At 53.0% G+C, this 20,063-nt stretch carries 22 protein-coding genes; all 22 read right to left on the bottom strand.

Annotated features, from left to right (window positions below; translation table 11 throughout):
• Complete coding sequence (gene whiG / locus EDC14_RS13370; protein WP_132014805.1) at positions 1-795, bottom strand: RNA polymerase sigma factor WhiG; 795 nt, start codon at positions 793-795, stop codon at positions 1-3.
• A gap of 176 nt (positions 796-971) precedes the next feature.
• Positions 972-1,454 (bottom strand): chemotaxis protein CheD, encoded by a 483-nt coding sequence (locus EDC14_RS13365; RefSeq protein ID WP_132014804.1) that lies wholly within the window; start codon positions 1,452-1,454, stop codon positions 972-974.
• Positions 1,442-2,068 (bottom strand): chemotaxis protein CheC, encoded by a 627-nt coding sequence (locus EDC14_RS13360; RefSeq protein ID WP_132014803.1) that lies wholly within the window; start codon positions 2,066-2,068, stop codon positions 1,442-1,444. The genes EDC14_RS13365 and EDC14_RS13360 overlap by 13 nt, the downstream gene beginning before the upstream one ends.
• Entirely contained in the window at positions 2,065-2,559 is a 495-nt protein-coding gene (locus EDC14_RS13355; RefSeq protein WP_132014802.1) for a chemotaxis protein CheW, read from the bottom strand. Before EDC14_RS13355 ends, EDC14_RS13360 begins: the two co-directional genes overlap by 4 nt.
• 21 nt (positions 2,560-2,580) lie before the next feature.
• A complete protein-coding gene (locus tag EDC14_RS13350) occupies positions 2,581-4,524 on the bottom strand; it encodes a chemotaxis protein CheA (RefSeq protein ID WP_132014801.1) in 1,944 nt (647 codons plus the stop codon).
• Positions 4,525-4,541: 17 nt separating this feature from the next.
• Positions 4,542-5,222 (bottom strand): flagellar brake protein, encoded by a 681-nt coding sequence (locus tag EDC14_RS13345; protein ID WP_132014800.1) that lies wholly within the window; start codon positions 5,220-5,222, stop codon positions 4,542-4,544.
• A 5-nt stretch (positions 5,223-5,227) separates the two neighbouring features.
• A complete protein-coding gene (locus EDC14_RS13340; RefSeq protein WP_132014799.1) occupies positions 5,228-6,100 on the bottom strand; it encodes a MinD/ParA family protein in 873 nt (290 codons plus the stop codon).
• The gene (flhF, locus tag EDC14_RS13335; protein ID WP_132014798.1) at positions 6,093-7,298 is read right to left on the bottom strand and encodes a flagellar biosynthesis GTPase FlhF; all 1,206 of its coding nucleotides are present in this window, start codon (positions 7,296-7,298) and stop codon (positions 6,093-6,095) included. The genes EDC14_RS13340 and flhF overlap by 8 nt, the downstream gene beginning before the upstream one ends.
• Positions 7,295-9,379 (bottom strand): flagellar biosynthesis protein FlhA, encoded by a 2,085-nt coding sequence (gene flhA, locus EDC14_RS13330; protein ID WP_132014797.1) that lies wholly within the window; start codon positions 9,377-9,379, stop codon positions 7,295-7,297. Before flhA ends, flhF begins: the two co-directional genes overlap by 4 nt.
• A 357-nt stretch (positions 9,380-9,736) precedes the next feature.
• On the bottom strand, positions 9,737-10,897 hold the full coding sequence (gene flhB / locus EDC14_RS13325; RefSeq protein WP_132014796.1) for a flagellar biosynthesis protein FlhB: 1,161 nt from the start codon (positions 10,895-10,897) through the stop codon (positions 9,737-9,739).
• 65 nt (positions 10,898-10,962) lie between these two features.
• Positions 10,963-11,754: a flagellar biosynthetic protein FliR gene (fliR, locus tag EDC14_RS13320; RefSeq protein ID WP_132014795.1), complete on the bottom strand. Its 792-nt coding sequence runs from the start codon at positions 11,752-11,754 to the stop codon at positions 10,963-10,965.
• 9 nt (positions 11,755-11,763) lie between these two features.
• Positions 11,764-12,039 carry a flagellar biosynthesis protein FliQ gene (fliQ, locus tag EDC14_RS13315; RefSeq protein WP_132014794.1) on the bottom strand — a complete coding sequence of 92 codons (276 nt, stop codon included), beginning with the start codon at positions 12,037-12,039 and terminating at the stop codon, positions 11,764-11,766.
• Positions 12,040-12,141: 102 nt separating this feature from the next.
• Complete coding sequence (fliP, locus tag EDC14_RS13310; RefSeq protein WP_424337412.1) at positions 12,142-12,909, bottom strand: flagellar type III secretion system pore protein FliP; 768 nt, start codon at positions 12,907-12,909, stop codon at positions 12,142-12,144.
• Positions 12,910-12,956: 47 nt separating this feature from the next.
• The gene (locus EDC14_RS13305; protein ID WP_165908004.1) at positions 12,957-13,490 is read right to left on the bottom strand and encodes a FliO/MopB family protein; all 534 of its coding nucleotides are present in this window, start codon (positions 13,488-13,490) and stop codon (positions 12,957-12,959) included.
• 61 nt (positions 13,491-13,551) lie between these two features.
• Complete coding sequence (locus tag EDC14_RS13300) at positions 13,552-13,914, bottom strand: response regulator (protein WP_132014792.1); 363 nt, start codon at positions 13,912-13,914, stop codon at positions 13,552-13,554.
• Positions 13,915-13,935: 21 nt separating this feature from the next.
• The gene (gene fliY, locus EDC14_RS13295; RefSeq protein ID WP_132014791.1) at positions 13,936-15,045 is read right to left on the bottom strand and encodes a flagellar motor switch phosphatase FliY; all 1,110 of its coding nucleotides are present in this window, start codon (positions 15,043-15,045) and stop codon (positions 13,936-13,938) included.
• 1 nt (position 15,046) lies between these two features.
• A complete protein-coding gene (gene fliM / locus EDC14_RS13290) occupies positions 15,047-16,033 on the bottom strand; it encodes a flagellar motor switch protein FliM (protein ID WP_132014790.1) in 987 nt (328 codons plus the stop codon).
• 18 nt (positions 16,034-16,051) lie between these two features.
• Positions 16,052-16,531: a flagellar basal body-associated FliL family protein gene (locus tag EDC14_RS13285; RefSeq protein ID WP_132014789.1), complete on the bottom strand. Its 480-nt coding sequence runs from the start codon at positions 16,529-16,531 to the stop codon at positions 16,052-16,054.
• Positions 16,518-17,297, bottom strand: coding sequence for an OmpA/MotB family protein (locus EDC14_RS13280; RefSeq protein ID WP_132014788.1), 780 nt, complete (start codon positions 17,295-17,297; stop codon positions 16,518-16,520). The genes EDC14_RS13285 and EDC14_RS13280 overlap by 14 nt, the downstream gene beginning before the upstream one ends.
• Entirely contained in the window at positions 17,290-18,102 is an 813-nt protein-coding gene (locus EDC14_RS13275) for a motility protein A (RefSeq protein WP_132014787.1), read from the bottom strand. The genes EDC14_RS13280 and EDC14_RS13275 overlap by 8 nt, the downstream gene beginning before the upstream one ends.
• A 61-nt stretch (positions 18,103-18,163) precedes the next feature.
• A complete protein-coding gene (locus EDC14_RS13270; RefSeq protein WP_132014786.1) occupies positions 18,164-18,370 on the bottom strand; it encodes a flagellar FlbD family protein in 207 nt (68 codons plus the stop codon).
• Between the two features lie 59 nt (positions 18,371-18,429).
• Positions 18,430-19,980, bottom strand: a complete 1,551-nt coding sequence (locus EDC14_RS13265) for a flagellar hook protein FlgE (RefSeq protein WP_132014785.1) — start codon at positions 19,978-19,980, stop codon at positions 18,430-18,432.
• Between the last annotated feature and the right edge of the window lie 83 nt (positions 19,981-20,063).

The following is a 20,063-nucleotide window of genomic DNA, read 5'->3' as shown; positions in this document are numbered from 1 at the left end:
TTAGATCTCCGTATAAGATTTACGCCAACGGTTGAGCCTGCCTCGAAGCCGGAAAATTGCTTTCGTATGTATCTGGGAAACCCGGGACTCGGATATCTCCATGATCTCCCCGATCTCTTTCAGTGTCAAGCCTTCGTAGTAATATAGCGCTATGACCATCCGTTCCCGTTCCGGAAGATAATCGATGGCGGATGCCAGAGTCGATTTAATCTCTTCCATTTCCACCTGGTGTAGCGGATCTTCGCTTTCATTGTTTCTGACCAGGTCGAGAACACGCACCGAATCTTCGTCATTGGAATGCACCATCCAAAGTTCATCGAGTGAACTCAATGTGGTGCTGCTTACTTCCGATAACAATTCATAAAACTCTTGGATGCTGATGTTCATCGCCTCACTGATCTCTTGGTCAGAGGCCGAACGTCCGAGTTTATTCTCCAGATCAGAGCAGATTCGCTCTAATTCTCTGGCTTTTTGCCGGACCGAACGCGGCACCCAGTCATTGCTCCTCAGACCATCCAAGATCGAGCCGCGAATTCGCGATATGGCATAGGTTTCAAATTTAATGCCACGGGAAGGATCATACTTCTCGATCGCATCCATCAAGCCAAAAACCCCAAAACTTACAAGGTCATCAAATTCAACATTCGATGGTAAGCCAATTGCAACGCGTCCAGCGACATATTTTACCAAGGGAGCATATTTAAGTATAATTGATTCTCTGGTAGCCGGGGACTTGGACAACAAATAATCGTGCCACAAAGTCTCCTCACTCTGAGTAGTCTTGTCGAAAGACATCGCTACCCTCCTTCATCCTAATAATCGCCTTACCATCCATTGGCCGCTAGTCTTCCTTGCGTCAATCTATCAGAGATTGCCAAAGGCATATTATTTTCCGTAACCTTTCGCTATGAGCCTGGATACATCAGCAACTGCTTCATTCCGAATCATGAATAACGGCGTGTCATATTTTCTCATATCACAATAATACCACTAATCATCCGGATCTGTACGCTTCCATCTTCTAAATTTAAAACAATACTTTTACCAGTATTCCCTCCCACGCTTCTTGCGACAATCGGCAAGGACATTTCCTGGCAGATACTCTCCACTGCTTCGATATTCCGCGCGCCGATCCGTAACCGGTCATCAGGGCCGTCGATCTTGAACATCTCGGCGCCACCCACGATCTTCATGAACATACGGCTTCGGGATGCTCCTAATTGTTCCAATCGTTCGACTAACAAAGGCAAACCGGTGTCGGCGAATTTGGCGGGATTTTCCGATTTTAACGCCATGGAACTGTATGGAAGCATAATATGGATCATACCACCCACTTTAACCAAAGGATCGAAGATCGAGGCTCCCACGCAAGAACCCAAACCCAGAGTAGTAATCTTTTGAGGAGCTCTTGAAACGGCAAATTCGGCCATTCCAATCCGTATTACTTCTTCCATCCGGTTCCAACCCCAAGAGCGTTTAAGATGAGTTCCAGGGAATCCGGATCGGGCACCAGAAAGAAATGACCGTTAATCTTCCGCGAAATTAAACTGAATTGGGTCTGGATTAACAGTGCATAATCACCCACCGCTCCCAAATCCAACAATGCCGTATTGATAATGGCGCCGGCCATATCATTGGCGAGCGCCGGCACGGATGGCAAAAGGTTAAAACCGGTCAGCCGGGTTAACGCGTATAAGTAAGCGCCGGTCATGATATTGGCGATCTCTTTCAGAGCCGACTCTCGGAAATCGCAATCGGTTTGCGCTCCCAGATTGCTGCGGATTACCGAATCCGCCAGGGAAACGGCTTCGTCCTCCGCGAACAGGAAGACGATCTTGCCCGGGGCATTCCCGAAGACGCGCATAAAGATCCCGCTAACGACTTGCTCCGGGCCGCCCATGACCTGATCGACCTGACTGAGCGGCATGATCGACACATGCGGAACCGTCATATCCACTTTTTCCAACAGGATTTGCGACAAAGCGGTGGCGGCGTGGCCCGCTCCGATGTTCCCGACTTCCTTTAACGCGTCCAATTGCAAGTGGCTGAGATCCTCCAACCGAATCATTCGGCCGCCTCCATATTCATGGAGCTTAATTCCTTGGTCTCTTCCGCCGAGAGTGCCTTTTCCAGGTTTAAGAGGACGATCAACCTGTCGTTTTGTTTGGCGACTCCATTTAAGAAGTAAGCGTCCACTCCTTTGGTAATGGCAGGCGCCGGATCGATATCCGAAAGATTGACCCGCAACACCTCTACCACCGCATCGACGACCATGCCGACTTGGTTGTTGTTCAGTTCGACGATGATCACCCGCGATTGATTGCTAATATCCCGGACCACCAAGCCGAATCGTTTCCGAAGATCGACAATGGGGATGACTTCCCCCCGCAGATTGATGACTCCTTCGACAAACTCCGGCGCTCTGGGCACCCGAGTGATAGGTTGATCGAGCTTCTCGATTTCGCGAACTTGGAGGATGTCGACGCCGAACTCTTCATCTCCGAGTTTAAAAACGACCAATTGCTTCGTCTCTTCGCGCACCTGCAACTTTTCCCGCATGATGATACCTCCCCCGCTAGTTTAGGCCACGGCCCGAATATCCAGAATCAAAGCCACGCGTCCATCACCGAGGATGGTCGCTCCGGCGATCCCTTTGATCGCTCCCAGAAAACCACCCAGGGATTTGATGACCACATCCTGTTGGCGCAGCAATCCGTCCACCACGCATCCGATGAGTCGTTCCCCAACTTTCAAAACCACCACGTCCAACTCATCAAAGTAACTGTTTTTGGCATCGGGAATCTCCAAAACATCCTGCAAACGGATGAGCGGGATCACCTCACCGCGCAACATGAAGACTTCCTGTTTCCGGACCCGTTTGATATCCGTCCGGTTCAGGCTGGTAATCTGGTCGATATAACTGGAAGGAATTGCATAGATCTCTTTTCCCAACTGGACCATGAGCGTTTGGATGATCGCCAGGGTCAAGGGGAGCCGGATCACAATGCGCGAACCCTCACCGAGCTCCGATTCGATATGGACCAAACCGCCCAGCGAATCGACTTTGGTCTTGACGACGTCCATGCCGACGCCCCGCCCGGAAACGTCGGTCACCTTGTCGGCGGTAGAAAATCCGGGCAAGAACGTGAAATCGAGGATTTGCTCATCCGGCATCTCGCTGAGGATCTCGGGGGAGACCAAACCTAACCGCAAGGCTTTCTCCCGGACCCTCTTGGGATCAAAGCCGCGCCCGTCATCCGTGACCGTGATGATGACATTGTTTCCTTCCTGGTAAGCGTTGAGCGTGATCTTGCCCTGTTCAGGCTTGCCCGTCGCGCGCCGTTGTTCGATGCCTTCGATGCCGTGATCGATCGCATTCCGAATGATATGGACTAACGGATCGCCGATCTCATCGATGACCGTGCGGTCCAACTCCGTCTCGCCGCCAAAGATCTCCAGCTCAATCTGTTTACCGAGTTCCTTGGAGAGATCCCTCACCAGGCGCGGAAAACGGGAGAAGACCGTCTCCACCGGGACCATGCGCGCTTTGAGGACGCTGTCCCGCAGATCCAAAGTCAAACGGCCCACCTGTTCAACCACTTCATTCAGTTCCTTGGAGCGGAGAGTCGAGCCGAGCGACTCCAAACGCGAGCGGTTGATGACCAGTTCGGCGACTAAATTCATTAAATCGTCCAGCTTGCGGATTTCCACCCGGACGGTAGGATTGCTGCTTATTTTGGTCTTATCGTGGTCCGCCGCATCTTGAACCCTCTTCTCCAGCTGGATCTCGTCGAGCGGCACTTCCTCGACCTCGACGTTGGCCACATCCGAGATGTTATAGACGGCCTTGTGAATCTCCCCCGCCGTAGCGGCGGAGACGCAACCGATAATAAAACGAAGCTCAAAATTTTCATCTTCGAGCTCTTTTACAGTCGGAATACTCCGGATAACCGTTCCCTTCTTCTCGATCTCCCGCAAGACCATGAAAACGCGGGCGCCTTTTAACAGGCAGTCATCGGCCAACGTAACATCGACATGATAGAGCTTGGCGCCTTGGTCCATGGCGGCGGCAATCTGTTCCTTCTCCGCCTCAAGATAGCGCAGTTGCAGTTTCTGGCGGCGTTCCACCTTGACCACTGCGGTATCGGCGGTAACAAAATGACGCAGTTCCTGAACTACGCCGCTAATCTCGATGTCTTCTTCTTTTCCTTCGCCGATTTTATTGGTCAGGATCTCCAAAAGGTCGACGGCTTCAAACAACGTATTCATCATATCCGCGGTCAAGCTCATTTCCTTGGCCCGCAGTTTGCTTAAGACGTCCTCCATCGCATGGGTCAGATCGGCCATTTTGTTAAAGCCCATGGTAGCCGAGGCACCTTTTAGGGTATGAGCAGCTCGAAAGATTTTATCGAGTATCCCGGAACTGTCCGGATTATGTTCCAATTCAAGCAATGATTGGTTCAGAGTCAGTAAATGCTCTTGACATTCATCCATAAAAACGCTTAAATATTGGGATATCTCCATCTCGCCACCCCCAAAAGTTAAATTAGACTTTTTGCCTGTAATTCCTGCTGTTTATAAACAAATTTCAAAATCTTCTTCATATTGATCTGCGAAATTCGCAAGAACTTCAAAGCCGTGCCATACCTGGCCGGCGAGGCGGTTTCCGTCTCGGGGATGAACTCGCTGCGCACCACTTCGGCATGGGTGTAAATCTCCTCAACTCCCTGCGCTTGCGGGAGCAGCAACAGAATCATGAGGCGGGCCCCCGGCTCGAACGGGCGTAAAGTGAGCAGCCGAACGCCTTCGGCGCTAAGATTCAACGATTCGGCCGTCAGCGCGGTGATCGGCACCTGATCCTGGTAAAAGTAGAGCAGATCGACCCGGATCTGCACATTGACCCGCACATAGGAGCGGCGCTGGTTCCGCAGAAACCCCCGCGGCACTTCGACTTTGACCAGCCGGAACGGTTCAAAGGTATCGGGATCGAAGCCGCTCTCGATCCATTCGGTAACTCTCGACAAGGCTTCGTAGGAGGCATCGTCTTTTCGCGAAAAAAACAGCCGTAACGATGTTCCGACCCTGCACAGTTCGAGCCACTCATCGGGAATGGCCAGCCGTGCCCAGCCGTCTCCCAGGCCCATGACCCGGGCTGAGAATGAGTGTTGCGGCTTTTGATTCACCAGTTCAACTTCCAGGCAATCGCCCTTTTGCAAATCCATCTGAATTATACCCGTCGAAAATGTTTAAAAAAGCGTTCAAAGAAACTGGGCTGCTCAACCGGCCCTTGATAACCTGTTACCTCTTTTCCCACCAAACGTTCGGCGATCTGAGCAAACGAGTTGCTGATCGGAGCTTGGGGATGACTCAGTACAAAAGGAATTTGATCTTTCACAGCCTTGGCCACGACGGGATCCCGGGGCAAAAAACCCAGCTTGGTGAGGCGGGCGGCGAGAAATTTCTCCGCCACCGTGCTCAGCCGCTGAATGACCTGCGCCCCTTCGTTCATCGACTGAACCATGTTCACGACCACCCGGATCGGAAGCCGCGGCTCATAACCGACGATCACTTTGATGATGCCATAGGCGTCGGTGATCGCGGTCGGATCCGGCGTCGTGACAATAATCGCCTCGTCGGCGGAGAGCACGAACTTCAAAACACTCTTGGAAATGCCCGCTCCGGTATCTATTAGCATAATATCGGCATAATTTTCAATTTCATTTAGATTTTTCAAAAAGCGGTCCAAATGCATATCGTCCAAATCGGCCAACTCATTCAGGCCGGAAGCGCCCGCGAACAGCTTGAGGCCATAGGGGCCGTCGACCAGCGCATCGCTGATTTTTTTCCCGTCAAAGATGACGTTGCCCGCATTGTACCGGGGGATGACCCCCATCAACACATCGACATTGGCCATGCCCAAATCGGCGTCCACCAGCACGACCCGCTTGCCGAGCTTGGATAGGGTGATCCCCAGGTTCACCGCGATGCAGGTCTTGCCGACCCCTCCCTTGCCGCTGGCGATGGCAATGACCCGGGATGGCCGGAAAGGCGCCCGGTTTTGCTGCATAATCTCCCGTAAACGTTGCGCCTGGTCAGCCATGCACGGCCCCCTTGTACAGATGAGAGATTAACCGGGCGGGGTTGGCCAGCTCGATATCGTCGGGGACATTCTGGCCCGTGGTCAAATACGCCAGGGGAATCTTATTTTTCCACGCCAGATTGATAATGGGTCCAATATGGTCGGTCTCGTCCAATTTGGAAAAGATCAAATGAGTGAAGGAGATGAGCGAGAAACGCTCGACGATCTTCTGCATGTCGTGATATTGAGTGGTGGCGCTGATCACCAGCATGATCTGGTTAATCTCGGGATGCGACAGAAAACGCTTCAGATCATTCAGCATCAGCTGGTTGTAAGGGCTCCGGCCCGCCGTATCCACCAGAATCAGGTCGCATTCCCGCAGCTTCTCCAAGGCCCGGTCAAAATCGTCTTCCGAATAGATCACTTCCACCGGCAGATTGATGATGTCGCCATAGGTCTTGAGATGCTCCACGGCCGCGATCCGGAAGGTATCCAGCGTGACCAGGCCGACTTTGCGGCCGTGATAAAGACTGAAATTAGCCGCCAGTTTGGCGATGGTCGTGGTTTTTCCCACTCCGGTCGGGCCAATGAAGGCCACAATCTGTTGTTTCTGGGGGTCTCCTTGTTGGATCCCGCCGTCAAACTGCAGTGAATTGACTAAGGCGTGGCCGCAACGGGCCAAAACGATCTTCTCCGAGACATTCGGATTATTCAAGACATGATTGGGGATTTGCAACAACAACTCGTCGATCACATCTTCTTCCAACTGCAGCTCGCGAAGTTGCTTGCGGGCCGCCGCCAGCGAGGAGTTCTTCTCGGCCGCCTCTTCCAGGGGTGTCGTCACTTTCATGATGAGCTTTTTCAAGTCGCCCAGTTCGGATTGGAGCGTTTGCAAGAGCGGCTCGCCGGTCAGCTGTCGGCGTTCCTCCGCTGCGGCAAAGCTGCGTTCCGCGGTCTCGCCGCCGGCCGCTTCGGCGCGGAGCGCCGGATAAACGGCCGGGTCCCGGCCGCTTGCCTCGCTGTTGCCAGTGAGTTGCGCTTTGGCGGCATTTTCATCCACCGCCGCGATCACTTCGAAACGGCGCTCGGCGAAGAGCCCCAAAAAGCCGCCCTCTTTGAACTGTTTGGTATGTAAGATAATGGCGTTCCGTCCCAGATCACTTTTGACCCGGGCGATTGCTTCCTGAATCGTCCCGGCTACGTAGCGTTTTACTTTCATGAATGAATTGCCACCACCCCAATGGAATGAACTTCCGCTTCCGGACTGATCTCATTATAAGATAAGACCATCAGCCTTGACGAGAGGCGTTCGATTAATTTACGAAATGTCAGCCGTACTCCCGGGGAGCACAGGATGACGGGCTGGCCGCCGGAGTTATTGACTTCTTGGATCAGCGCGCCCAGTTTGTCGTAGATTTGCTGGATCAAACGGGGATCCACCGCCAGGCCCGTGCCTTCCCGGGCCTCTTTTTGGATCTTCAATAGCGTCTGCTCCAGCTCGGGATCCAAGGTGATGACCCGGATCACCCCGTCCTCCGACTGGACCATCTTCGTAATCTGGCGATTCAACGCCTGCCGCACGTATTCGGTGAGCAGCTCCGGATCCTTGGTCATCGGCGCATAATCGGCCAGGGTCTCCAGCACGGTCACCAGATTGCGGATGGGTATGCCTTCTTTTAACAAGTTGACCAGTACTTTTTGGACTTCGCCGATGGTCATCAGGTTGGGAATCAACTCGCCGACGACCACGTTGTATTCCTCTTTCAAATTATTGATCAGGGACTGGACTTCCTGCCGTCCCAACAACTCATAGGCGTGGGACTTGATAACCTCCGTCAGGTGCGTCGCCAGGACCGAGGGCGGATCCACCACGGTATAGCCGGAGATTTCGGCCTCGTCGCGCTGGGCTTCGGTGATCCAGATCGCCGGCAGCCCGAAAGCCGGCTCGGTGGTGGCGATGCCCTCCACCGGCTGGGCCACGATTCCCGGGTCCATGGCCAGGTAATGGTTGGGAATGATCTCGCCTTTGGTCACCTCGACGCCCTTGATTTTAATCACATACGAGGTGGGCAGCAGCTGCATATTGTCGCGGATCCGGATCGGAGGCAGGACCATTCCCAGCTCCAACGCGGTCTGGCGCCGGATCATCGTCACCCGTTCGAAGAGGTCGCCGCCCTGGTTCGGATCGACCAGTGGGATCAGCCGGTAGCCGATCTCCAGCTCCATCGGGTCGATCTGCAACAGGGTGTTGACATTCTCCGGTTTTTTGACTTCTTCGGCCGCTTCCTCGCCGCCCTCCCCGGCCGCCGCCGGTTCGTTGAGGGCCGGCGCGGTCTGCAAGCGGTAACCCATGAACCCGATGATCGCGGCAATGGTGAAAAAGGCCAATTTCGGCATTCCCGGAATGATGCCGAAGAAGCCGATCATCCCGGCCACGAAATAGAAGATCTTCGGATAGGCCAGCAACTGCCGGGCCAGATCGCTCCCCAGATTGTCCTCGGAAGCGGAGCGCGTGACCAGAATGCCGGTGGCGGTGGACAAAAGCAGCGCCGGGATCTGGGTCACCAGGCCGTCGCCGATGGTCAGCAGCGAATAGGTCTGCAGCGACTGTTGGATCGTGAACCCTTTCTGGGTGGCTCCGATAATGAAACCGCCCACGATGTTGATGATAATGATCAGAATGCCGGCGATGGCGTCGCCCTTTACGAATTTGCTGGCCCCGTCCATCGCGCCGTAGAAGTCCGCTTCCCGCTCCACCTCGCGGCGGCGGGCGCGGGCGTCCGTCTCATTGATTAATCCGGCGTTCAGATCGGCGTCGATGCTCATCTGTTTGCCGGGCATGGCATCCAGGGTAAACCTGGCGGCCACCTCGGCCACGCGTTCCGAGCCCTTGGTGATGACCAGGAACTGAATGATCGTCAGAATAATGAACATTACAAAGCCAACCACGTAGTTATGGCCGGCCACCACCTGGCCGAAAGCCTCAATCACCCTTCCGGCTTCCGCGTTTAACAGAATCAGACGGGTGGAGGAAACGCTCAGCGCCAAGCGGAAAAGGGTCGTCAACAATAACAGCGTCGGGAAGACCGAAAACTCGAGGCTTTTTTGCACGTACGTCGTCAGCAGGACGATGGCGAAGCCGCCGCAGATATTGAGCGTAATAAAAAGATCCAGCATCACCGAGGGCAGCGGAATGATGAACATCGTCAGGACCAGTGTCACGATCAGGGCCACGACCACTTCGCCATTGCGCAATGAGTTCCAGGAAAATATGCCAGTGCGGTTCATCGCTTGAGCCATTGGTTGCTCCCATCCATTCCATGTTTAAATTTGCCAGGTTCCGTTCCAAGCCCGGTTTGGGAATCCCTTCCCCGCCCGGAGCAGTTCCTTCGGTTATTCAAGCAATTCCTTCAGTCACTCCAGTAACTCCTTCAGTCACTCAAGTAACTCCTTCAGTCGCTCAAGCAACTCCTTCTGTCACTCCAGCAACTCCTTCTGTCACTCCAGCAACTCCTTCTGTCACTCAAGCAACTCCTTCAGTCACTCCAGTAACTCCTTCAGTCACTCAAGTAACTCCTCCAGTCGCTCAAGTAACTCCTTCAGTCGCTCAAGCAACTGCTCCGGCCGGTCCGACTCAAAGGCCGTCATGGGTGGAGGTCAAGCGAAGCGGCGCTTCAGGCGATAGACGAAGGCCAGGACTTCGGCGACTGCTTTATAGAGGTTGGCCGGAATGGCTTCCCCGATCTCCACGGTTTTATATAAGGTCTGCGCCAGCGGTTTATTCTCCACGACGCTGACATCATGGGCCTTGGCAATCTCTTTGATCTTTTGGGCGATAAAGCCCTCGCCCTTGGCGACCACCACCGGCGCGGCCATCTCCGCCGCGTCGTAGCGGATGGCGATCGCCAGATGGGTCGGGTTGGTGATGATCACATCCGCCTTGGGAACATCCTGCATCATGCGGCGCGCCGCGATTTGGCGCTGCCGTTGCCGGATTTTGTTTTTGATCTGCGGATTGCCTTCCAATTGCTTGTACTCGTCTTTGACCTCTTTTTTGGTCATCCGCAAGCTTTTATTGAACTCCCAGCGCTGATAGAGATAGTCGAAGATCGCCAGGATGAGAAGGAATACGCAGATCTTCAGCGCCACCTGGTAGATGATCGTCCAGATCAGCACCGCCGTGTCCAGCGGCGATTGGGCCACCACATCCAGGAGCGAAAACAGATGGTCGCGGATGGTCGAATAAGCAAAATAGCTGATGATCAACAGCTTGATAACGGACTTGGCCAGCTCCACCAGGCCCTGGATCCCCAGGAGACGCTGCATGCCGCTGATGGGATTGATCCGGCTGAACTTCGGCTTCAGCGCCTCGATGGTGAACATCGGACCCACTTGTAAGAAATTGACCAGGATTCCCACGACCATCGCGCCCAACCCCAGCGGCAGGAAGACCTTCAGGAAAAACACCAGATGTTCGAGGAAGAGCTGCTGAGCATTAGTCTGGGATAGATTTTTGGAAAGCGCCGCCGGCGCCAGGCAGACTTTCATGTAATTGGCCAATTCCGAATAGATCCAGCTGCCCAGGGTATTAATGAAAATAAAGGCTGCCAATAAAACAACCACCGAGTTCAACTCGGCGCTCTTGGATACCTGCCCCTTCTGCCTGGCCTCGCTCTTCCGCTTGGGAGTCGCTTCTTCGGTCCGGTCCGGATCCGACGCGGCGAAAAATTGTAAATCGAAGGGACGGAACGCCGCCGCGGGGTGCCGCTCTGGCAGCCGGTTATCTTTGCAATATGATCGCAACTGGGAAAACTTCATCCATCATCCCTCAGCCTCTGACTATGCCTGATCCTGCCGGCCAACAAGGTTCCGCCGCCGCGTGACTACCCATGCAGCTGCAGCAGAATCGTACGGATCGCCCGGAAGGTATCCCCCGAATTGGCGAAGACCGTCTCCAAAACCATGATATATACCGGGAGAAACAGCATCAGCATCATTAGGCCCAGCAGGATTTTGACCGGAAAACCGATCATGAATACATTAATCTGCGGCAGCAGTTTCGAGATGATCCCCAACGCCACATCGGTCAGGAAGATGGCGCCGATGATCGGCAGGCCGATGCGGAACCCCAATAGGAACATTCCGGAAAAGGCGCTCAAAACCACGCCGGTGGTCTCTTTTTTCAAGGTGAGCATCCCGGGGCCCACGATCTCATAGCTCTTGATCAACGCCAGAATCACGGAGTGGTGAGCGTTGATGGCCAAAAAAACGACCATTGCTATCAAGTAATTGAGCTGCCCCAATAAAGGCATTTCCGTTCCGGAGTTCGGGTCGATGATGTTCACCACTCCAAAGCCCAGTGAAACATCGAAAAAATACCCGCCGAGCTGAACGGCATAGAAAGCAAAGTTGGCAATGAAGCCGATGATGAGTCCCACCAACACTTCTTGCAACAGGATCAGGATGACCACGCCCAGCGGGTAGCGAATAAAATCCGCTTGGACCCGGATGAAAGGAGCTATCACCAGCGCCAGGGCGAATGAGATCACGACCTTGACCGGTATCGGAACGCTGCGGCTCTGAAAGATCGGCGCCGTCACCACCAGGCCCGAGGTCCGGGTAAACCCGAGCAAGATCTGGATTAAACTGACTCCCACTAGGCTTTCAAAATTCAAATCCTGTCCCTACCTGATAAAAGTGAATTGGTTCAAATTGCCCAGTATCTTATCGGCAAATGAAACCAGCGTATGCAACATCCAGGGTCCGAAGATGACCATCGATACCAGGATGGCGACGAGCTTCGGAATGAACGACAGGGTCTGTTCATGGATCTGCGTCGTCGCTTGAAAGATGCTGATGACCAGGCCGACCACCAGGCCGATTCCAAGCAACGGCGCGGAGATCAACAGAATCGTCCACAAGGCTTCGCGGGTAACAGCCGTCACAAATGTATCGGTCAAGGCGGGGTCCTCCTTCGTGATCCGGGCCGGTACGCGGCGCTCCGGATGGGATATTTCGAAAATTTGCCATGGGAAAGGCTCATCGCGGCCCGGCCCCTGCTCCTATTGGAAGCTGAGGAGCAGCGACCGCGCTATCAAATGCCAGCCATCCACCATCACAAATAATAAGATCTTAAACGGCAGCGAGATCATGACCGGGGGCAGCATCATCATGCCCATCGACATCAGCGTGCTGGCGACGATCATATCGATCACCAGGAACGGGATGAAGATCATAAAGCCGATTTGAAAGGCGGTCTTTAACTCGCTGATAATAAAAGCGGGAATCAGCACCCGGGAAGGGATCGCCTGTTGATTCCGGGGGCGCTCCAGCTTGGCCGCTTGCAGAAAGAGTTTCAGATCCTTGGTGCGGGTCTGTTTGAACATAAACTGACGGATCGGCTCCATCCCCTTCTCCAGCGCCGCTTCCTGACTCAGCCGGCCCTTCAGATAGGGTTGCAAGGCCGTGTCATTCACCGTCGTCCAAGTGGGCGCCATGGTAAAGAAGGTTAAAAACAGGGCCAGGCCGATCATGACTTGGTTCGGGGGCATTTGGTTGGTCCCGATGGCGCTGCGCGTAAAGGAGAGCACGATGACGATCCGGATGAACGACGTCGTCATCATCAAGATGGCGGGAGCCAGGGACAATATCGTCAGCAATAACAGGATCTGCAGGCTTTGCGCGGTCTCGGCCGGAGTATTGGCGGCCCCCACGCCCAACTCCACTCTGGGTATGGGAATGGTCGGCGCCGCCCCCCATACGGGATGGCTGATGGCGATGAGCAGTGACAAACCGCCCAGCCATATTCCGAGCGATCGGTTCATTCCCATTCGCAAAAGGCGCCGGAGCGAACTCCGGAAACTGAAATGATTCTCTTTCATTCTGAACGGCCTTTGCCTCTCATTTTCCATCGCTTGATTCGCTCCAGGCCATCCAGCAATCTTTGATGGGTATTGTTTACCGGGGTCTGACCCTCCTCACCCGCTTCTTGCTGATGCGTGGCATTCGTTAAGACCCGCTGGAACGAATTGAATAACTCGGGGAATTTGCCCGCCAGTGCCGGCTGGGCCAGCGCGGTGTTCTTTTGGAGTTCCTCGTACAACCCGGGATCGTCCAACTCCTTCAGCAGCTGAATGCCGCCTTCGGAACTGCCGACCAACAAAACCTTGCCTTCAAACAATAAAAGATAAAGATGGCGATTGGGTCCTAAGAACAGGCTCTCCGCCACCTTTAGATGCTTCGCTTGAGCATATCCCAGCTTGCCGGCCATGGTTTTCGTAACCCAGTACGCGATAATGACTACAATGACTAATGAAAAGAGCGCCCAGATCCACTGTAAGCCGCTGAAATTGGGCGGAGCTTCATCTCTCGCTCCGGCTAAGGTTATGGTAGGAAGGAGGACAATACCCATCACAACCATCATAAGCGCTCGGACCCGGTTGGTCATGTTCAATGAGATTCTTTCCTTTCGTCTATGCTAAAACCTTGCGGACCGCTTCCAGAACGCGTTCCGGCTGAAAGGGCTTGACCACGAAATCTTTGGCGCCGGCCTGGATCGCATCGATGACCATGGCTTGCTGCCCCATCGCGCTACACATGATGATCAGCGCGTTCGTGTCAATCTTGCGAATCTCCTTTACCGCAGTGATGCCATCCATGTCGGGCATGGTAATATCCATCGTCACCAAATCCGGGCGCAATTCTTTGAATTTCTCGATGGCTTTCGCGCCGTCTTCGGCTTCGCCAACTACTTCATATCCGCCTTTACGCAGGATATCCTTGATCATCATCCGCATAAACGCTGCATCGTCTACGACCAACACTTTACTTCCCACTAAAACTCCTCCTTAAGTACGTTATTGAAGTGTAGTTGCTCTTTCGATCGGACTAATGATATCGGTAATCTTGATGCCGAAGTTTTCATCGATTACCACGACTTCACCCTTGGCGATTAACTTTCCGTTGACCAGGACATCGACCGGGTCGCCCGCCAGCTTTTCCAACTCGATGATCGAACCCAACCCCAATTCGAGGATTTCTTTGATTTTCATGCGGGTGCTGCCCAACTCGACCGTGACTTGCAACGGGACATCCATAATCAAGCCAATATTGCCGCTCACCGCTTCCTTCCCTGTTTTGGCCGCGCCCAGCGGGCTAAATTGCGCCGGTTGTACCATGACCTGCGGCTGACGAACCTCCGGGATGGGTTGCGGTTGGGGAGGGATGCTGCGCTGGGACGGCGCCGGAATGGCTTCCGTCGCCGCTTGCGGCACCGGTTGAGCCGGAGCCTCGTGAACCGGATGCGCCGCACCTTCCGTCAGAGCCAGCAACGAATCGGCCAGATCGACCGCCAACGGGAAAGGCATCAGCAACATGATCTCGCTGTCAATGAGCTCTTCAATTTTCATTCGGAAGGATACCACGACCAGCAAGTCTTCCATATTCTGAAACCGGATAAACGGCTTATCCTCGGACAGGTTGACCTTCTCGACCAGCGGCGGGTCGATGTCGATCCGTTTGCTCAAAAGCGTCGATAATGAGGTGCAGGCGCTCCCCACCATTTGATTCATGGCTTCGCCGACCGCGCTCAACTCCATTTCGCTGAGATCCGGGGACGGATTGGAACCATCGCCCCCCATCATCAGGTCGGCGATCACCGCGGAGTCGGATACTTTGAGTATCAGGACATTGCTGCCGGAAAGTCCTTTTTTGTAATTCACTTCCACGATGACGTAGGGGACCGGATGTGCTTCCTTGATCTCTTTTTGATTCGTCACCCGCACGGTGGGCGTATCAATCACGACGCGCTTTTTCAGAATGTCCGACAGCGCAGTGGACGCGCTACCGTAACTGATATTCCCAATCTCTCCCAAAGCGTCTTTCTGAAGCGGAGACAGCTGCTCGTTCGAATCATTCTCGCGCAGCAGCGCATTAATTTCCTCTTGAGAAAGGATCTGTCGGTCCATCTTAATTCCCTTCCTCCCGTAAAATCTGGCCAATTTGAATGGCCATCTTATTTCCCGAAACACCGGGACTGCCCCGGAACTTCACCTGATTGGCGATTTTAATATCCATTAAACCCTTGACGGATTGATCGAGTTGCAGAACATCGCCGATCCCCAGGTTCAGCAACTCGCCGACCGTGATCCGGGCTCGGCCCAGCTCTGCAATGAGCGGCACCTTGGCCTGGCCAAGCCGGTTTTGCAAAGCGGTAAGGTCGTGGAAGCCCGCTGATTTATCCTTACGGGTGAACCAAACCTGGGCGTTTAAACGATCCAGAATCGGCTCGATCACCACAAAAGGCATGCAGATGTTCATCATTCCAAAGGCCTCCGCGATCCGGACCTCGAGCGTAACCAGGATAATCATATCCGCGGGGGGTACAATCTGGGTAAATAACGGATTGGACTCGAGCGTTTCATAGGCGGGCTCAAGCTCGATCACTGCCTTCCAGGCTTCTTTCAGATTGGTGAAGGTCTTTAATATGACCCGCTTAATGACCGTTTGTTCAATGTCGGTCAATTCCCGGATCTTCTCGATCGAATTCCCTTGCCCCCCCAGCAACCGGTCGACCACTGCGAAAGCCAGTTGCGGAGAGAGTTCCATGACAATGTTGCCCTCCAACGGCTTCAACGAAATAATGGTCATCACCGTCGGGTTGTTCAGGGATTTGGTAAACTCTTCGTAGGTTAGCTGGTCGATAGAAACGACTTGGGCCCGGACCATGCTTCTGAGGTAAGTGGATAAAGAAGTTGTAAGTAACCTGGCGAAATTCTCATGTAACATCACCAGAGTCCGGAGCTGATCTTTGGAGAGTTTATTGGGACGCCGGAAATCATAGGGTTTAACCTTTTTCTTCTTCTCCTCGCTGATTACCTCATCGACTTTGAGGGTCCCGGAAGAAAGGGCTTCTAGCAACGCATCAATTTCACTTTGAGATAGAACTTCAGCCACTTTTCCGTTACACCTCCACTATTGAACCACAAAATCCTCAAAGAACAAATTGTTCACTTTTCCAGCAATCAAATAGCGGTTGATACTCGCAATAATTTCGCTGCGAAGCGAGTCTTTCCCTTCTTTTTCACCAATTTTCTCTTTCGTCTTAGTTGACAAAATACTGATAATTAGGTCACGAAACTGGGGGATTCTTTTGGTGACTTCTTCCTTGGCTTTTTCTTCATTTTCCTTGGTGGATTTGACTTCCAAGGTGATATTGACCTTCAAATAGTGGTCCGACCCGTCATCCGCGGGAATGTTGACAATAATCTCGCTACCCAGCGGCACCAAGGGGCCGATCTCTTCCGCGGTAACGGTGGAAGTTTGCTGATTTCCATGATTGTCAACCTGCCGAAAGGTGATGAAGATAAATGTTCCGGCAATGACCACGGTGATTAAAAATGAAAACAGTCCGATAATTAAAATATTATTGCTTTTCGGTTCATTGTTTGCCATTTTGAATCCCCCTGCTTTGTCCTTCTTGGTGATTATAAAAACTGTTAATGATGATTATATCAACACGCCGGTTGCGTGCTCGATTTTCTTCGTTAGTATTTGGAACGATCGGTCGATATTGACCATATCCGGCGACCGCGACCCGGTCCGGCGCCATTTTGACCGATTCGATCAGATACTTCGCAACATTCACTGCGCGCATCACCGAGAGTTCCCAGTTGGACGGGTACCGTGAATTGCTAATCGGCAGGTCGCAGGTATGTCCCTCAACTCGAATCGGATAAGTCTGCTTGTTGATGGTCGTTCCAACCTCATTCAACAATGAATAAGCTTCCCGTAATATATCGGCGGATCCGATTTGAAAAAATGATTTCTCTTTAAAACTGATGGTTATGCCATACTCGCTATAGGAAACTTCCACTCTGCCATGAAAATTATTTTGATCAATAACCGATTTTACCGAGCTATACATGTTCTGCCATGCCTGCGCCTCCGCCTCTCCCATCCGCGGGTTGGAGGTCACCGGAGCCAGGCCTGTTTCCACAATGGATTTCCCACTTTTTAAAACACCGATATTGCCATTCCCGGCACCGCCGCTCAGCGCCATTCGCAACGAATTGGACATCTGGTCATACTTATGTTGATCCAACGACGACATTGCATATAAGGCAACAAAGAAAGTCAGGACCAAGGTGACCATATCGCCATAAGTCTGAAGCCAAATCGGTAATCCGGCGGGCTGTTCGTTCGGCTTTCGCTTAACCAAGGGACCTCACCTCTTGCGCTCTGCCTTGGCCGACACTTTGGGATAAAAACTCGGCTCGTTGGACCGGGGTCAGAAAAGCCATGAGTTTCTCCCCAATCAGCCGTGGGTTCTCTCCGGCCTGAATCGAAAGAATTCCTTCGACAATCATTTGCCGGATCATGATCTCCACCGAACTCAATTTGGCAAGTTTGCCGGCAACCGGGATACAAAAAAGATTCGCCCAAACCGCACCATATAAGGTGGTAATCAAAGCAACCGCCATGGCCGGTCCAATCTTGGATACATCCTCCAAATGACCGAGCATCTGAATTAATCCGATAACAGTCCCGATCATTCCAAAACCGGGAGCCAGAACCGCCCAGGAGTCATAAAAAGCCTTGTTGTTCTTGTGACGCTCTTCCATCACGGCGATTTCAACCTCAAGAATATTCCGCACCAATTCCGGATCTGTCCCATCCACCAGTAGCTGAACTCCTTTTTTGAGAAAAGGATCCTCTAGCGTCTGCGTTTCGTCTTCGAGCGACAATATCCCATCTCGCCGAGCCTTTTTGGCATATCCGACGATCGCGTCAATCAGTTCTTGCGGCCGCACGTCTTTCGGGAAAAATGCCTGCTTCAATGATTTAAAGGCGGTTACAAATTGGCCGAACGAATAGTTAACCAATAAAGCCATGATGGAGCCCCCGAAAGTAATGAACAGCGAAGGCACATCAAAAAAGCCCAGCAACGATCCATTGAGTGAAATTCCGATCGCCAGTAAGGCAAATCCTCCGACCACTCCTAAGGTTGTAGAGAAATTCTTCATGTTGCTACCACCTCGAATTAAACTGAAAACATTATCCTAAATCAGCTGAAATATTTGCAACTTATAAAACGCCATCGGTTTCCTGGAAGCGGTGGATCGTTTTGCGGTACTCGATAATCTTCTCGGTGATCTCGGCGACCGAATCGGTGACCACAAATTTTTTCCCGGTCGTCAAGGCGATCACCGTATCCGGCGTTGCCTCAATCGTTTCGATGAGATGAGGATTGACCGTTATTTCCTGTCCGTTGAGTCGGGTTATCTTAATCAAACCGATTACCCCTTTTCATACCGAGATGGGAGGGAGGGAGACCTCCCTCCCACATCATTTTAACGTTTCAAATTCACCAGATCTTGCAGCATTTCATCGGATGTCGTAATGATCTTGGAATTGGCTTGGAAACCGCGTTGGGTGACGATCATCTCGGTAAACTCCCGGGATAAATCGACATTGGACATTTCCGTGGCTCCCGGAGTGATTTTGCCCCGTCCGCCTTGACCGGCCGTACCGACTTGAGCCGTTCCCGAGTTGCTCGATTCTTCAAACATCGTATCGCCCGAACGGACCAGCCCTTCCGGGTTGGAGAAGCTCGCCACCGCCACCTGTGCCAGGGCCTGGGATAAACCGTTGGAGAAGACTCCGATGATCCGGCCGTAACGATCGATGTTAAAGCTCTGGAGTTCGCCCATCGGGTATCCGTCCTGTTTGGGAGAGGTGAGAGCGGAATCGGCCAGCTTTTGTTGGCTGATATCGGAAAAATCCGGAGTAATCGTAACCGGCGCTGCGCCCATCGGCGAAAAGGTTAAAGGGCCTCCGGTGGCGGAAAGCAAATTGCCGCGCAAGTCAAACGTAAAGGTCCCGTTCCCGATGGGTGTCGTCCCGCCATCGACCGTGCTAGTCCAATTCCAAACATTGTCCGCCACTTTGACCGCAGTGGTAGTAATCACGTGCTTATTACCCAGCGAATCATAGACATCCGTGGGCGTTACGAAAGATTTCGGAGCGGTATAGACAGCATCCGTAGTTTTGGTAACACCTCCCACCGTGTAACTAAATTGTCCGCCGGGAATGGTATTCGTACTGTCTGGTACAGCGATGGCAACAGCCGTACCGCCGTTCGGAGTAACGGTTATCGTGCTGGGACTCGGAGTCGCGCTATCGACCATTCCGTTTTCATCCAAGGTAATTGTGCCGCTGCCATTTGCCACTACGCCATTGGTGGCGGTCATCTGATACTGAAATTTATTGAAGCCGATGGCCGTCAACGTGATCTGCACCGTGCAAGTATGACCGGCTCCGTCATCAATGGTTATTGGCGGATACTTTAATTCGCCATTCGTGTCCGAATCCAGATTGCCGCCGAATTCGATGCTGGTCGTCGCCGAAGCCGGAATGCTCTGTCCCATCGGCAATTGGATCGGAACGACCGAACTGTTGGTGTTGATATTTCCGGCGCTATCGGCCAGCCAGCCCTGGACGACAAAACCATTGGCGGAGTTGGTCAGGCGCCCGTCCTCTTCCTTGTTGAAGTTTCCGGCCCGGGTGTAATAGGTCCGGGAGCCGTCGGTCAGCATAAAGAAGCCGTCACCTTGCAGCGCCAAATCGGTGAGTTTCCCGGTGCTCTGCAGGTTTCCTTGGGTCTGGAGCACATCGATGCTGGCCAGACCCACTCCCAAACCGACTTGCATCGCGTTGATTCCGCCCCGGTTCCCTTGAGCCGCGGAGGCGCCGCTCAACATCTGGCTTAACGTATCCGCAAAATTCACGCGGCCTGCTTTGAAGCCAATCGTATTGACATTGGCGATATTGTTACCGATGACATCCATCCGCGTCTGGTGATTCTGCAGACCGGAGACACCGGCATACATGGAACGCATCATTGTGGTTATCCCTCCATTTGCTTTTTATCTCTGTAACCCACGTCAGTCATTCGGTGGGCGGAGGCTTCCTTTGTACAAAGGGC

Source organism: Hydrogenispora ethanolica (assembly GCF_004340685.1).
Taxonomy (GTDB): domain Bacteria; phylum Bacillota; class UBA4882; order UBA8346; family UBA8346; genus Hydrogenispora; species Hydrogenispora ethanolica.
The sequence above is the reverse complement of the archived record's forward strand: the minus strand, read 5'-3'. Positions and strand labels throughout refer to the sequence as shown.